10 protein-coding genes and 1 pseudogene are annotated in these 14,214 nt (G+C 71.0%); 10 read left to right on the top strand and 1 reads right to left on the bottom strand.

What is annotated here, in order from left to right; genetic code table 11:
* Positions 1-25 precede the first annotated feature (25 nt).
* From OG542_RS14880 to OG542_RS14870, 3 genes and pseudogenes are all read left to right on the top strand, one after another.
* A complete protein-coding gene (locus OG542_RS14880; protein WP_328411313.1) occupies positions 26-1,291 on the top strand; it encodes an N-acylneuraminate cytidylyltransferase in 1,266 nt (421 codons plus the stop codon).
* Between the two features lie 13 nt (positions 1,292-1,304).
* Positions 1,305-2,243: an N-acetylneuraminate synthase family protein gene (locus OG542_RS14875; protein ID WP_328411311.1), complete on the top strand. Its 939-nt coding sequence runs from the start codon at positions 1,305-1,307 to the stop codon at positions 2,241-2,243.
* Positions 2,244-2,300: 57 nt separating this feature from the next.
* A pseudogene (locus tag OG542_RS14870) lies at positions 2,301-3,347 on the top strand (hypothetical protein); the annotation flags it as partial.
* 1,402 nt (positions 3,348-4,749) lie between these two features.
* Here OG542_RS14870 and OG542_RS14865 read toward each other — a convergent pair.
* A complete protein-coding gene (locus OG542_RS14865) occupies positions 4,750-5,430 on the bottom strand; it encodes a class I SAM-dependent DNA methyltransferase (RefSeq protein WP_311127427.1) in 681 nt (226 codons plus the stop codon).
* Between the two features lie 299 nt (positions 5,431-5,729).
* Here OG542_RS14865 and OG542_RS14860 point away from each other — a divergent pair, with 299 nt between their 5' ends.
* The 7 genes from OG542_RS14860 (at position 5,730) to OG542_RS14830 (ending at position 14,207) form a co-directional block, all read left to right on the top strand.
* The gene (locus OG542_RS14860) at positions 5,730-6,962 is read left to right on the top strand and encodes a M20 family metallopeptidase (RefSeq protein WP_311130378.1); all 1,233 of its coding nucleotides are present in this window, start codon (positions 5,730-5,732) and stop codon (positions 6,960-6,962) included.
* A gap of 226 nt (positions 6,963-7,188) precedes the next feature.
* A complete protein-coding gene (locus OG542_RS14855; RefSeq protein ID WP_328411309.1) occupies positions 7,189-8,235 on the top strand; it encodes a BMP family lipoprotein in 1,047 nt (348 codons plus the stop codon).
* Between the two features lie 352 nt (positions 8,236-8,587).
* Complete coding sequence (locus tag OG542_RS14850; RefSeq protein ID WP_193481670.1) at positions 8,588-9,637, top strand: BMP family lipoprotein; 1,050 nt, start codon at positions 8,588-8,590, stop codon at positions 9,635-9,637.
* A gap of 214 nt (positions 9,638-9,851) precedes the next feature.
* The gene (locus OG542_RS14845; protein WP_328411307.1) at positions 9,852-11,423 is read left to right on the top strand and encodes an ABC transporter ATP-binding protein; all 1,572 of its coding nucleotides are present in this window, start codon (positions 9,852-9,854) and stop codon (positions 11,421-11,423) included.
* Positions 11,423-12,544: an ABC transporter permease gene (locus OG542_RS14840; RefSeq protein ID WP_311127430.1), complete on the top strand. Its 1,122-nt coding sequence runs from the start codon at positions 11,423-11,425 to the stop codon at positions 12,542-12,544. Before OG542_RS14845 ends, OG542_RS14840 begins: the two co-directional genes overlap by 1 nt.
* Positions 12,541-13,806, top strand: coding sequence for an ABC transporter permease (locus tag OG542_RS14835; RefSeq protein ID WP_328411304.1), 1,266 nt, complete (start codon positions 12,541-12,543; stop codon positions 13,804-13,806). Before OG542_RS14840 ends, OG542_RS14835 begins: the two co-directional genes overlap by 4 nt.
* A complete protein-coding gene (locus tag OG542_RS14830; protein ID WP_311127432.1) occupies positions 13,803-14,207 on the top strand; it encodes a cytidine deaminase in 405 nt (134 codons plus the stop codon). The genes OG542_RS14835 and OG542_RS14830 overlap by 4 nt, the downstream gene beginning before the upstream one ends.
* The last annotated feature ends 7 nt before the right edge of the window (positions 14,208-14,214 follow it).

Here is a 14,214-nt window from a genome sequence, read left to right as displayed (position 1 = left end):
GTCCCCTGCCCAAGGAGTAGTCCCCATGTCCCAACCGGAAGCGGGCCGAGGCGCCTCGGTGCGCCGTGTGCTCGCGGTGATCCCCGCGCGCGGCGGCTCCAAGGGTGTGCCCGCGAAGAACCTCCTCCCCGTCGGCGGCGTCCCGCTGGTGGCGCGTGCGGTGCGCGAGTGCCGCGCCGCCCGCCTCGTGACGGACGTCGTGGTCTCCACCGACGACCAGGCCATCGCGGCCGCCGCCCGCGAGGCGGGCGCCGAGGTCGTGCTGCGGCCCGCCGCCATCGCCGGCGACACGGCCACCTCCGAGGCCGCCGTCCTGCACGCCGTGGACGCGCACGAGGCCCTGCACGGCGCGGTCGTGGACGTGGTGCTGCTGGTGCAGTGCACCAGCCCGTTCATCGTCCGCGAGGACATCGACGGGGTGGCGGGCGCGATCGTCGAGGACGGCGCCGACACCGCGGTGACCGTGGCGCCCTTCCACGGCTTCGTCTGGCGCGACGCCGACGATGAGGTGGCGGCAGGCACCGTCGCGGAGGCCGACGCGGCCGTCGGCGGCGGCTACGGCGTGAACCACGACAAGTCCTTCCGCCCCCGCCGCCAGGACCGCCCCCAGGACCTGCTGGAGACCGGCGCCGCCTACGGCATGGAAGCGGCCGGCTTCCGCAAGCACCAGCACCGCTTCTTCGGCCGCACCGAACTGGTGCGCACCGACCCCGCGCGCGTGCTGGAGATCGACGACCCGCACGACCTCGCCCGCGCCCGGGCCCTGGCTCCGCTCTTCGACGCGGACCGGCCCGGCGCGCTCCCGACCGCCGACGACATCGACGCGGTCGTCCTCGACTTCGACGGCACCCAGACCGACGACCGGGTGCTCGTCGACTCCGACGGACGGGAGTTCGTCTCCGTGCACCGCGGGGACGGACTCGGCATCGCGGCCCTCCGCAGGAGCGGCCTGAAGATGCTGATCCTGTCCACGGAACAGAACCCTGTGGTCGCCGCCCGGGCCCGGAAGCTCAAGCTCCCGGTGCTGCACGGCGTCGACCGCAAGGACCTCGCGCTGAAGCAGTGGTGCGAGGAGCAGGGCATCGCGCCGGAGCGCGTGCTCTACGTCGGCAACGACGTCAATGACCTCCCGTGCTTCGCCCTCGCGGGCTGGCCCGTGGCGGTCGCGAGCGCCCACGACGTCGTGCGCGGCGCCGCACGCGCGGTCACCACCGTCCCCGGTGGCGACGGCGCGATCCGAGAGATCGCCAGCTGGATCCTCGGCCCCTCTCTCGACTCCCTCACCAAGTAAGGAAATCTGCGCCATGAGCACCAACTCCCGCATCCGCAAGTTCGGTACCCGCGAGGCCGGCCCCGGCCGTCCCGTCTACGTCACCGGCGAGATCGGCATCAACCACAACGGCGACATCGAGAACGCGTTCAAGCTGATCGACGCCGCCGCCGAGGCCGGCTGCGACGCGGTCAAGTTCCAGAAGCGCACGCCGGAGATCTGCACGCCGCGCGACCAGTGGGACATCGAGCGCGACACCCCCTGGGGCCGGATGACCTACATCGACTACCGCCACCGCGTCGAGTTCGGCGAGGACGAGTACGGCCAGATCGACGCCTACTGCAAGAAGCGCGGCATCGACTGGTTCGCCTCCCCGTGGGACACCGAGGCCGTCGCCTTCCTGGAGAAGTTCGACGTCCCCGCCCACAAGGTCGCCTCCGCGTCCCTGACCGACGACGAGCTGCTGCGCGCCCTGCGCGCCACCGGCCGTACGGTCATCCTCTCCACGGGCATGTCCACCCCGAAGCAGATCCGCCACGCGGTCGAGGTCCTCGGCTCCGACAACATCCTGATGTGCCACGCCACGTCGACCTACCCGGCCAAGGCCGAGGAGCTCAATCTGCGCGTCATCAACACCCTCCAGCAGGAGTACCCGAACGTCCCGATCGGCTACTCCGGCCACGAGACCGGCCTGCAGACCACCCTCGCAGCGGTAGCCCTGGGCGCCACGTTCGTCGAGCGTCACATCACCCTCGACCGCGCCATGTGGGGCTCGGACCAGGCCGCCTCCGTGGAGCCGCAGGGCCTCACGCGCCTCGTCCGCGACATCCGCACCATCGAGGCCTCCCTCGGTGACGGCGTGAAGAAGGTCTACGAGTCCGAGCTCGGCCCGATGAAGAAGCTGCGCCGCGTCAGCGGTGTGGTCGCCGAGGCGGAGATCGCCGACGCGGCGGGCGAGCCGGTAGGCGTCTGACCGCACCACCCCCCACAACCCCCCTTACGACCCTTACGACGGGACGGTCGTACGTCGATGAGCCCCCGCGCCGGGAACACCGGCCCCCACACTCTCGCGTTCGTCGAGAGTCCGGTACAGCTGCTGAACGTGCTGGAGTGGGCGCACGCGCATGCGCCCGGCGTGGGGCTCACCCTCGTGGTGCTGTCGCCCGTCGACCCGATGACGCGCGGCCAGCTGCGGCGGATGTCCGACCTGGCCCGTGACGAGGGGCACGAGGTCCGCTGGGAGGAGGCGCGCGGCGGCCCGCTGGCGCCCTTCCAGACGATCGGCGGCCTCACGGGCCTGCTCCGCAGGGCGCGCCGGGTCGTGCTGGGGGACCCTTTCTCCCGCTACGTTCAGCTCCTCCTGACCATCACTCGTGCCCGTGACCTGGTCGTCGTCGACGACGGCACGGCGACGATGGAGTTCGTCGGCCAGCTGGCCCGGGGCGAAAGGCTGGTGCGCTGGCACCGCAAGGGCGGCCGCCCCGGCCCCCGTGACCTGATCTTCGCGCCGGTGTCCTCCTCGGCCCGCCGCCGCCTCACCCCCGGGGGCAGGCGCCAGGTGGAGATCTTCTCCTCCATGCCGATGGAGGAGACCCCGGAGGGCGTCACGATCAGCGCCAACGACTTCGCGTGGACCCGGGCCCGGTTCGGCCCGCCCCGCATCACCAAGGGCGCCGACATGGTGGGCACGTCCCTGGTGGAGACGGGCGTCGTCGACGACGATCGCTACCTGGAGGCCGTCCGCGCCCTGGCCGCCGCCCACGGCGCCACCCGCTACTTCGCCCACCGCCGCGAGAGCCCGACGAAGCTCCGCCGCCTCGCGCTCGAGACGGGCCTGGAGATCGTCCGCCCCGAACTCCCCCTCGAACTGATCGCCCGCCGCGGCCCCATCGGCCGCACGATCCTCAGCTTCCCGTCCACGGTCGTCCACACCCTCCCCCTGGCCCTCTCCGGCACCGGGGTCCGCGTAGCGGTATGCGACATCGACCCCGCCTGGCTGACCGAGAACGCGTCCCCCCGAGCCCAGGGCTTCCTGTCGGGCGTGACGGGAGCGGCGCGGGACGTGCACCGGCTGTCCACGGGAGGTTCCGGGGGCCCGGGGCCTTCGGAGAGCCCGACCGGCCCGGCAAGCCCGGGGAGCATCCCGGGCCCGGCGGGCTCAGCGACCATGACCGGCCCGGCTGGGCCGGGGAGCATCCCGGGCCCGGCGGGTTCGGGGAGCGTGTCTGGTCCGGCTGGGCCGGGGAGTGTCACGGGTCCGGCGGGCTCAGCGACCATGACCGGCCCGGCTGGGCCGGGGAGCATCCCGGGCCCGGCGGGTTCGGGGAGCGTGTCTGGTCCGGCTGGGCCGGGGAGCATCCCGGGCCCGGCGGGTTCGGCGAGCGTGTCTGGCTCGGCTGGGCCGGGCGGCATCCCGGGTCCTGGGGGTTCGGCGAGCATGACTGGTCCGGCTGGGCCGGGCAGCATCCCGGCTTCGGCGGGCAGGGCGAGCGTGTCCGGCCCGGCGGGGACGGTGGGCTCTGCCGGCAGGGCGGGCCCGGCGGACGCCGCGGGCGCGGTCGCCGCCGGCTGACGCCCCGCGGGGCCCCTCGGAAACCGGGACCCGCTCCCGGCGGCTCAGCCGCCCTCGTGTCCCCGGCCGCCGCCCAGACCACCAGACCTGCCGGATGAGGCAGGCCGGGCGGCCACGGCCTCGGGCCCCACGGCGGGCTTGCGCATCGACCGGGGCGGCCCCACGCCCCGGCCCGGGGCGGACCGACACGCCGACCGGCGTCCACCGAAGCCGCTTCACACGCCCGCCCGACCGGGGCGTACACACGGGCCGACCGTGGCTGATGCACGTGCCCGATGTCCGACCTGGGGCGGACCGATGCGCCGACCGTCGGTCCCACGTGGCGACCGTGCGGGCTTTCGCCTATCTGACTGGCGCGGAGTCCGGCGTCGATCGGGGCGGACCCACACGCACACCGAGGCAGCCCCTGGCGCCCGACGGAGCGGACTCAGGCGTCGACCGGGGCGGTCCACCTGCAGACCGGGACGGATCGCTCCGACCGGGGTGCGCCGATGCGCCGACCGGCGGTCCCAGTTGCCGACCGGGCGGGCTTACGCGCGCCCGACCGGGCTGGCCCCGCGCGTCGACCCGGGGGCGGATCCACGCGCTGGCCCAGGCCGACCCAAGCGCCCGACCGGTCCGCACTCACGTGCCGACCGCGGCTGATGCATGTGCGTGACCGGCACGGATCCACACCCGGGCCGGGGCGCATCGACGGGCCGGGCCACGTTGCCCGACCGAGGCGGAACGACAGGCCTCCGAGGCGCGGACTCGCGCCCCCCGGGCCGCGGCCTCACACCCGACCGGTAGCGGTCCCACGCCCTGAACCGAGGCAGACCGACGGCGCCCTCCGAGGCGCAGCCACGTGCCTGCGCCCGCCGAGGCGCAGCCACGTGCCCTCATGCCCGGGCCCGCGATCGTGGCCGGCTCACGCCCCGGCAGGGCCCGGCTTGTGGGCCAACAGGAACGCGCGGGGGTGTTTCTCCTCGCCCTGCGGCTCGCGCAGTACACGGGCGTGAAGGTGCAGGCCGGCCTTGGTGAGGCCGGTCGCGACGGTGTCCGGGGTGCGCCAGTAGTAGTCGAGCGAGATCGGGCTGCCGAAGCGCTCGGTGAGACGCAGATGGCCGTCCTCGTCGCCGGACTGGAAGCCGAGCAGGACCGGCGCGCCCGGCAGCAGCACGCGGTGGAACTCGGCGAAGACCGAGGGCAGATGGTCGTCCGGCACATGGATGATCGAGTAGAGGGCGACGATGCCGCCGAGCGTCTCGTCCGGCAGGTCGAGGGCCGTCATCGAACCGACGTGGAACCGCAGCCCCGGGTGCGCCCGGCGGGCCAGGGCCACCATGCGGGGCGAGACGTCGACCCCGAACACCGGCAGCCCGAGCCCGTGCAGCCGCGCCGACACATGGCCGGGACCGCTGCCGATGTCGGCGACCGGGGGCTGCACAGGCGCCCCAGGTGCCCGGACCAGATCCACGAAGGCCGTGAGCAGCGCCCGCTCCAGCGGTCTTCCGGCCAGACTGTCGGGGAACCCGGCGGCATAGGCCTCCGCGATGGCGTCGTACGAGGTCTGGGTGGCTGTGAGGAACTCGGGGCTGTCGGCGCGCACGGGGCGCACACTATCGGGGCGTACGTCCGGCAGATGAACAGGACAGTGTTCCCCGTGCGGGGCGTGGTATCCGTGGAAGAGGATGGATGGGTACCGGAGTCGCGACGGAGGTGTGGCCGATGTCACACTCCGCGGGGTGCGGTGACCGGCTCGGCCCAAAAGGCGGGCGAGTTTACCCATCTCACTTGATAGCTATACGTCCGGCGGTCATATTTTCTTCCCCTAACGGGCTGAAGTTTTGTTGATCGAGGGTCAGCCGACCGCCCTGGCGCCCTACCCTTCAGAGGGTGAAGCAATTGATGTCACTGGAGTCCGAGGTCGATCTTCCCGGCGAAGCCGTACTTCCCGGCGCACTGCCCGACGCCCTGCGCGCAGAGCTCATCGCGTTCCGGCGCGACATGCACATGCACCCGGAGCTGGGCAACCAGGAGTTCCGCACGACGGCCGCGATCAAGGAGCGGCTCGAGCAGGCCGGCCTCAAGCCGCGCGTACTCACCGTCGGAACCGGGCTCGTCTGTGACATCGGCGTCGAGGGCGAGCAGTGGGACGGAGGCCCCAGCATGCTCGCCCTGCGGGCCGACATCGACGGCCTCCCCATCCCGGACACCAAGGCCGATTGCCCGTACCGCTCGACCGTGCCCGACCGCGCCCACGCCTGCGGCCACGACGTGCACACCACCGTCGTCCTCGGCGCCGGCCTGGTCCTCGCCGAACTGCACAAGCAGGGCCGGCTGCCCCGCCCCGTCCGGCTGATCTTCCAGCCCGCCGAGGAAGTGCTGCCCGGCGGCGCCGCCGACGTCATCAAGTGCGGGGCGCTGGAGGGGGTCGGCGCGATCATCGCCGTGCACTGCGACCCCCGGGTGGACGCGGGACAGATCGGACTCCGCGAGGGTCCCATCACCTCCGCCTGCGACCGGCTGGAGATCGCCCTCGAAGGCCCGGGCGGGCACACCGCACGCCCCCACCTCACGACCGACCTGGTCACCGCGGCGGCCCGCGTCGTCACCGACGTACCCGCCCTGGTCGGCCGGCGCTTCGACAGCCGCAGCGGGCTCGCCATCACCTGGGGCCGTGTCGAGTCGGGGCACGCGCCGAACGTGATCCCGCAGCACGCCGAACTCTCCGGCACGGTGCGGTGCCTGGACATCGAGGCGTGGCGGCAGGCCCCCGACGTCGTGGTCGCGGCGATCGACGAGATCGCCAATCTGCACCGCGCCAAGTCGGAGATCAACTACGTGCGCGGCGTGCCGCCCGTCGTCAACGAGCCCGGCGTGACCGAGCTGCTGCGCGATGCCATGATCGCCCGTCGCGGGGTCGAGTCCGTACTGGGCACCGAGCAGAGCCTCGGCGGCGAGGACTTCTCCTGGTACCTGGAACACGTCCCCGGCGCCATGGCCCGGCTGGGCGTACGCGTCCCGGGCGAGCGCCACGTGCGCGACCTCCACCAGGGCGACTTCGACGTCGACGAGTCCGCGATCACGGTGGGAGTGGAACTCTTCACGGCAGCGGCCCTGGTCAACGGCCTCCGCTAGGTCGTGTCCGACCTGGGACCGGCTCGGCCGACATCGTCGGCCGGGCCGACGTGCGCGGCCGCGCACGCTCGTCCTTTTCACGACCGAGAAGGTGACAAGGGCATAACCGGCCACCGGCAAAAGGATAACGGCCTCGCAGCGACCAGTTCCCAGGAGGGTCTACGCGCGTTACTGTGCGCCGAACCGAGCACCCGCTGCGGGGCTTTGGAGAATGGGGAACTTCAACATGCGTCGGATTTCCAAACTGACCCGCGTCGCGGTGGGGGTCGCGTCGCTCGGGCTCGTCGCCACGGCCTGCGGCAGCACCAGCACTGAGAGCGGTGGCAGCGACTCGAAGGACGACAAGGGTCTCGCCATCGCCTACGACGTCGGCGGCAAGGGCGACCAGTCCTTCAACGACGCCGCCTACGCCGGTCTGACGAAGGCCAAGACCGAGTACGGCTACAAGACGGCCGACATCGAGCCCACCGAGGGCGAGACCGACGCCGACAAGGAGCAGCGGCTGGTCTCGCTGGCCAAGCAGGGCTACAACCCGGTCATCGGCGTCGGGTACGCCTACGGCCCGGCGATGAAGGCCGTGGCCGCCAAGTACCCGGACACCACCTTCGGCATCGTCGACTCCGTGGTCGAGGGCAAGAACGTCGCCTCCCTCGTCTTCGCCGAGGAGCAGGCCTCGTACCTCGCCGGTGTCGCCGCCGCCAAGGTCACCAAGTCGAACACCGTCGGTTTCGTCGGCGGTGTGGACATCCCGCTGATCCACAAGTTCGAGGCCGGCTACAAGCAGGGCGTTCAGGACACCAACCCGAAGGTGAAGGTCCTTTCGCAGTACCTGACGCAGACGGCCGAGGAGGGCGGCTTCGCCAGCCCCGACAAGGGCAAGGCCGCCGCCGAGGGCCAGATCGAGAAGAAGGCCGACGTCGTCTACCAGGCGGCCGGTCTCTCCGGCCAGGGCGTGATCGAGGCCGCCGCCAAGGCGAAGGTCTGGGCGATCGGTGTCGACTCCGACCAGTACAAGCAGGCCCCCCTCGCCGCGTACAAGCAGTACATCCTCACCTCCGCCCTCAAGGACGTCGGCGGCGCCGTCTACGCGCTGGCCAAGTCCGTCGACGGCGGCAAGCCGCTGACCGGCACCCAGACCTTCGACCTGAAGGTCAACGGCGTCGGAGTCTCCGAGGCGAACCCGGAGTTCGGCCAGGTCGCGGGGCTCAAGGACGCCGTGGACAAGGCCAAGAAGGGCATCATCGACGGCTCCATCAAGGTCAAGACCGAGTAGCCGGACCGGCCGCAACACAGGGAGGAGCGGGCGGGCACCCACAGTGCCCGACCGCTCCTCGCTGTGTTCCGGCCCGGGGTAACGGCTTGGCCGGATCACCCAGCGCCACCCTCCGTTCGCGGTCGGCGACGTCCGTGGCCAAGGCGCGATGAGGGCTTGGCCACGGGCGCATAACAAGGTGGACAGAAGGGGTTTTCAGGCAGGTCTACGCGCGTTAATCTGCGGCGAAGCCAGCGCCGAAGCTGAACCGTCCCGGCGCTGGGCGACCCCGGGGTAGTGAGAGCACGTCCCCACGCCGCCCGGCAGCACCCTCGCCGCACCGGGCCCGCCAGTACGACAGGAGCACCCACACATGCGCCGGATTTCCCGGATCACGGTCGCAGGCGCAGCGACCGCTTCCCTGGCCCTCGCACTCTCCGCCTGCGGCAGCACCTCGACCTCTGCCGGGTCGTCGGACTCGAAGGGGAACAAGGGCCTCGCCATCGCGTACGACGTCGGCGGCAAGGGCGACCAGTCCTTCAACGACGCCGCGTACGCGGGTCTGGAGAAGGCGCAGAAGGACTTCGGCTACGAGACGGCCGACGTGGAGCCCACCGAGGGCGAGACCGACGCCGACAAGGAACAGCGTCTGGTCTCGCTGGCCAAGCAGGGCCACAACCCGGTCATCGGCGTCGGCTACGCGTACGCCTCGGCCGTCAAGGGCGCCGCGGAGAAGTTCCCGGACACCACCTTCGGCATCGTCGACGACGCCACGATCAACACCAAGAACGTCGCCGACCTGGTCTTCAACGAGGAGCAGGCCTCCTACCTGGCCGGTGTCGCCGCCGCCAGGAGCACCAAGTCGAAGGTCGTCGGCTTCGTCGGCGGTGTGGACATCCCGCTGATCCACAAGTTCCAGGCGGGCTTCGCGCAGGGCGTCAAGGACACCGACCCGAAGGTCAAGGTGCTCTCCCAGTACCTGACGCAGACGGCCGAGGAGGGCGGCTTCGCCAGCCCCGACAAGGGCAAGACGGCCGCCGAGGGCCAGATCGAGAAGAAGGCCGACGTGGTCTACGCGGCCGCCGGTCTGTCCGGTCAGGGCGTGATCGAGGCCGCCGCGGCCAAGAAGGTGTGGGCGATCGGTGTCGACTCCGACCAGTACGAGCAGGCCGCCCTCGCCAAGTACAAGGACTTCATCCTGACCTCGGCGATGAAGGACGTCGCCAAGGCCGTGTACAACCTTGCGAAGTCGGTCGAGGACGGCAAGCCCGAGACCGGTATCGTTCGTGGCGATCTGAAGACCGGCGAGGTGAGCCTGTCGGACTCCAACCCGAAGTTCGCGGACGACGCCGAGCTTCAGGAAGCCATCAAGACGGCCAAGGAGAAGATCATCAGCGGCGAGATCAAGGTCAAGAGCAGCTGACGACTTACTGCCTCGAGCAGGCAGTGACCCCCGGGGGTTGCGTCCGCGGGGCGGGGTGCGGGGAGGAGGCTGCTCCTCGTGCCCCGTTGTCGCGGGGCGCCTGCCCCTTTGTTTGCCGTAGGGGCGCTACGCGCGTAGACGACCCCCGTCCCCAGGAGAGTGCGTTATCAACGCGTCCAGCAGCCCTCCGGCCGGAGCGGCGGTCAACGAATCGGTGACCGCCGTCGAACTCGCCGGGATCACCAAGCGTTTCCCCGGCGTCGTGGCCAACCACGACATCCACCTCAGCGTCCGCAAGGGCACCGTCCACGCCCTCGTCGGCGAGAACGGCGCCGGCAAGTCGACGCTGATGAAGATCCTCTACGGCATGCAGAAGCCGGACGAGGGCACCATCGCCGTCGACGGCGAACAGGTCAGCTTCTCGTCGCCGGCCGACGCCATCGTCCGCGGCATCGGCATGGTCCATCAGCACTTCATGCTCGCCGACAACCTCACGGTCCTCGAGAACGTGGTGCTCGGCAGCGAGAAGCTCTACGGCATCGGCGCCAAGGCCCGCCGCAAGATCAAGGAACTCTCCGAGCGCTACGGCCTCGGCGTCAAGCCCGACCTCCTGGTCGAGGAACTCGGCGTCGCCGCCCGCCAGCGCGTGGAGATCCTCAAGGTCCTCTACCGCGGCGCCACCACACTGATCCTCGACGAGCCCACGGCCGTCCTCGTTCCGCAGGAGGTCGACGCCCTCTTCGACAACCTGCGCGAACTGAAGTCCGAGGGTCTGTCGGTCATCTTCATCTCGCACAAGCTCGGCGAAGTGCTCTCCGTCGCCGACGAGATCACCGTCATCCGCCGCGGCACCACCGTAGGTACGGCCGTCCCCGCCGAGACCACCCCGCGCCAGCTCGCCGAGATGATGGTCGGCAGCGAACTGCCCACGCCCGAGACGGCCGAGTCCACGGTCACCGACCGCCCGGTCATCACCGTCGACAAGCTCCGCCTCGCGGCCCCCGGCGGCAAGGCCCTCATCGACGACATCAGCTTCACCATCCACGAGGGCGAGATCCTCGGCATCGCCGGCGTCGAGGGCAACGGTCAGACCGAACTCGTCGACGCGCTCATCGGCCTCAAGCACGCCGACTCCGGCACGATCACCCTCGCCGACGAGGAGATGACCGCCTGGCCCACCCGCAGGCGCCGCGAGCAGGGCATCGGCTACATCCCCGAGGACCGCCACCGCCACGGCCTCCTCCTGGAGGCACCCCTCTGGGAGAACCGCATCCTCGGCCATGTCACCGAGAAGCCCCTCGCCAAGGGCGTCTGGCTGGACCCGAAGGCCGCCCAGGAGGACACCCGCCGGATCGTGACGGACTACGACGTCCGCACCCCCGGCATCGACGTCACCGCCGCCTCCCTCTCCGGCGGCAACCAGCAAAAGCTCATCGTGGGCCGCGAGATGAGCCACAAACCCCGCTTCCTCATCGCCGCCCACCCCACCCGGGGCGTGGACGTCGGCGCCCAGGCCGCCATCTGGGACCACATCCGCGAGGCCCGCCGCGAGGGCCTGGCCGTCCTGCTGATCTCCGCCGACCTGGACGAGCTGATCGGCCTGTCCGACACACTGCGCGTGATCTACAACGGCAGGCTGGTCGCGGACGCCGACCCGGCCGGCATCACCCCCGAGGAGCTCGGCTCGGCCATGACCGGTGCCGCGACCGGACACCTCGAGCACGAAGAGACCCCCGAGATCTCGAAGGCCGACGCCCCCGAGTCTCCGGAAGACGAGGCCCGCTGATGAAGAAGTTCGACAAGGAGCGCGTGCTCCTCGCGGTGGCCGGGCCGGTCATCGCCCTCGCCGTGGCCTTCGTCCTGATCGCGATCGTGCTGGTCGCGTCGGGCAAGAACCCGTTCGAGCCGTTCGCCCTGATGTTTGAGCAGCTCGGCTTCTCCGACATCCAGGTGCTGATCATCAACCAGGCGTCGATGTACTACATCGCGGCGCTCGCGGTGGCCATCGGCTTCCGGATGAACCTGTTCAACATCGGCGTCGACGGCCAGTACCAGCTCGCCGCCATGATGGCCGCCATCGTCGGCGCCCACGCGAGCCTGCCGGCCCCGATCCAGGTCCCGCTGCTGCTCCTGACCGCCGTCCTCACCGGAGCCTTCTGGGCCGGCATCGCCGGTGTCCTCAAGGTCACCCGCGGCGTCAGCGAGGTCGTCGCCACGATCATGCTCAACGCGATCGCCACCTCCGTGATCGCCTACCTGTGGCTGCCGGACGTCTTCGGCGTGAAGATCGGCAACAACAACACCACCGGCGAGATGCACGAGTCCGGCTGGATCCCCGGCATCGGCATGGGCGCGGCCGGCGAGATCTACGGCCTGGTCCTCCTCGCCGCCCTGCTCGGCATCGGCTACTGGGTCGTCCTCAACCGCACCCGGTTCGGCTTCGACCTGCGCGCCTCCGGCGCCTCGACGACCGCCGCCGCGGCCAGCGGCGTCGACCCCAAGCGCATGGTGCTGACCGCCATGCTGCTCTCCGGCGGCCTCGCGGGCCTGGCCGGACTGCCGATCCTGCTCGGCGACACCCACACCTACAGCCTGAACTTCCCCACCGGCATCGGCTTCCTCGGCATCGGCATCGCCCTGCTCGGCCGCAACAGCCCCGTCGGCATCGCCTTCGCCGCCCTGCTGTGGGCCTGGCTCGACAAGGCCTCGCCCGAACTGGACTTCCACGGCTACGACAAGGAGATCGCGGTCATCATGCAGGGCCTGATCGTGCTCTCGGTCGTCGTCTCCTACGAGGCCGTCCGCGAATGGGGCCTGCGCCGCCAGCAGCGCCGCGTCGGCGCCGAACTGGCCGCGGGTCACGTCCTCGGCACCCACAACACCACGAAGGAGGTGGCCGGCCGATGACGACCGCGACCGACCTCAACCAGCCCACGCTGCAGCCCGCGGCGCCCACCGGCCGCCGGCTGTCGTGGCCCGTCCTGCTGCTGATCATCGCCGGCGGCCTGGCGCTGACCTCGATCGTCCGCATCATCACCGGCGCCGACGGCATCACCAACGTCAGCCAGATGTCCACCGCGCTCCAACTCGCCGTGCCGATCGGCCTCGCCGGACTCGGCGGCCTGTGGGCCGAGCGCGCGGGCGTCGTCAACATCGGCCTCGAGGGCATGATGATCCTCGGCACCTGGTTCGGCGCCTGGGCCGGATTCCAGTGGGGCCCGTGGACCGGCGTCCTGGTGGGCATCGCGGGCGGCGCGATCGGCGGCCTGCTGCACGCATTGGTCACCGTCACCTTCAACGTCAACCACATCGTCTCCGGTGTGGCCATCAACATCCTCGCCCTCGGCGCCACCCGCTACCTCGCGCCCCTCGCCTTCGAGGGCCACACGGGCGGCTCGGCCAAGCAGTCCCCGGCCGTGGACTCCCTCGGCAACTTCACGGTGCCGGGACTGTCCGACGCCCTGCGGGACCTCAACGCCCACGGCTGGTTCCTGATCTCCGACATCGCCGGCCTGCTCGGCGGCCTGGTCACCAACGTCTCCTGGCTGACCCTGATCGCCATCGCGCTGATCCCGGCCACCTGGTGGATCCTGTGGCGCACCGCGTTCGGCCTGCGGCTGCGCTCCTGCGGCGAGAACCCGGTCGCCGCCGAGTCCCTCGGCGTCAACGTCTACAAGTACAAGTACATCGCCGTGGTCATCTCCGGCGGTCTGGCCGGCCTCGGCGGTGTCTTCCTGTCCATCGTGGCCAACCCCTTCTACCTGGAGGGCCAGGTCAGCGGCCGCGGCTACATCGGTCTCGCCGCGATGATCTTCGGCAACTGGATGCCCGGTGGCCTCGCCATCGGCGCGGGCCTGTTCGGCTACACCGACAGCCTCAACCTGCGCGGTGGCTCGGCCAACGTCCACGCCCTGCTGCTGCTCGGCGCGCTCCTGCTGCTCATCGGCGCCATCTGGCTGGTGGTCCGCAAGAAGTACATTCACGCCGTGATCACCCTGATCGTCGGCGGCCTCGTCTTCGCCTGGTACGCGACCACCGACGAGGTCCCGAACCAGGTCGTCTCGGCCACGCCGTACGTCATCACCCTGGTGGTGCTCGCCCTGTCCGCGCAGCGCCTGCGGATGCCAAGGGCGAACGGCATGCCGTACCGGAAGGGGCAGGGCAAGTGACCGGCGCCGGCCCGGCCGTCGACTGGGAGAAGCTGCGCGCGGTGGCCCGGGACGCGATGTCCCGGGCGTACGCCCCGTACTCCGGCTACCCGGTGGGCGTGGCCGCCCTGGTCGACGACGGCCGGATCATCTCCGGCTGCAACGTCGAGAACGCCTCGTACGGGCTCTCCCTGTGCGCCGAGTGCGGCCTGGTGTCCGAGCTGCACAACACCGGCGGCGGCCGCCTGACGCACTTCACCTGCGTCGACCGCGACGGCGCCTCGCTCGTCCCGTGCGGCCGCTGCCGTCAGCTGCTCCAGGAGTTCGGCGGCGAGGACCTCCTGCTGGAGACCCCGGCGGGGATCGTGCCGCTGTCACAGATGCTGCCCCAGGCCTTCGGCCCCGGCCACCTCAGCAACTAGTCATTTC

It is taken from the genome of Streptomyces violaceus (genome assembly GCF_036014075.1).
Taxonomy (GTDB): domain Bacteria; phylum Actinomycetota; class Actinomycetes; order Streptomycetales; family Streptomycetaceae; genus Streptomyces; species Streptomyces violaceus.
This window is presented reverse-complemented; position numbering and strand designations above follow the sequence as displayed.

Excerpts from the sequence above, each read along its gene's own strand:
- OG542_RS14880 (WP_328411313.1), top strand. The coding sequence starts at position 26 with ATGTCCCAACCGGAAGCGGGCCGAGGCGCCTCGGTGCGCCGTGTGCTC.
- OG542_RS14875 (WP_328411311.1), top strand. The coding sequence starts at position 1,305 with ATGAGCACCAACTCCCGCATCCGCAAGTTCGGTACCCGCGAGGCCGGC.
- OG542_RS14860 (WP_311130378.1), top strand. The coding sequence starts at position 5,730 with ATGTCACTGGAGTCCGAGGTCGATCTTCCCGGCGAAGCCGTACTTCCC.
- OG542_RS14855 (WP_328411309.1), top strand. The coding sequence starts at position 7,189 with ATGCGTCGGATTTCCAAACTGACCCGCGTCGCGGTGGGGGTCGCGTCG.
- OG542_RS14850 (WP_193481670.1), top strand. The coding sequence starts at position 8,588 with ATGCGCCGGATTTCCCGGATCACGGTCGCAGGCGCAGCGACCGCTTCC.
- OG542_RS14840 (WP_311127430.1), top strand. The coding sequence starts at position 11,423 with ATGAAGAAGTTCGACAAGGAGCGCGTGCTCCTCGCGGTGGCCGGGCCG.
- OG542_RS14835 (WP_328411304.1), top strand. The coding sequence starts at position 12,541 with ATGACGACCGCGACCGACCTCAACCAGCCCACGCTGCAGCCCGCGGCG.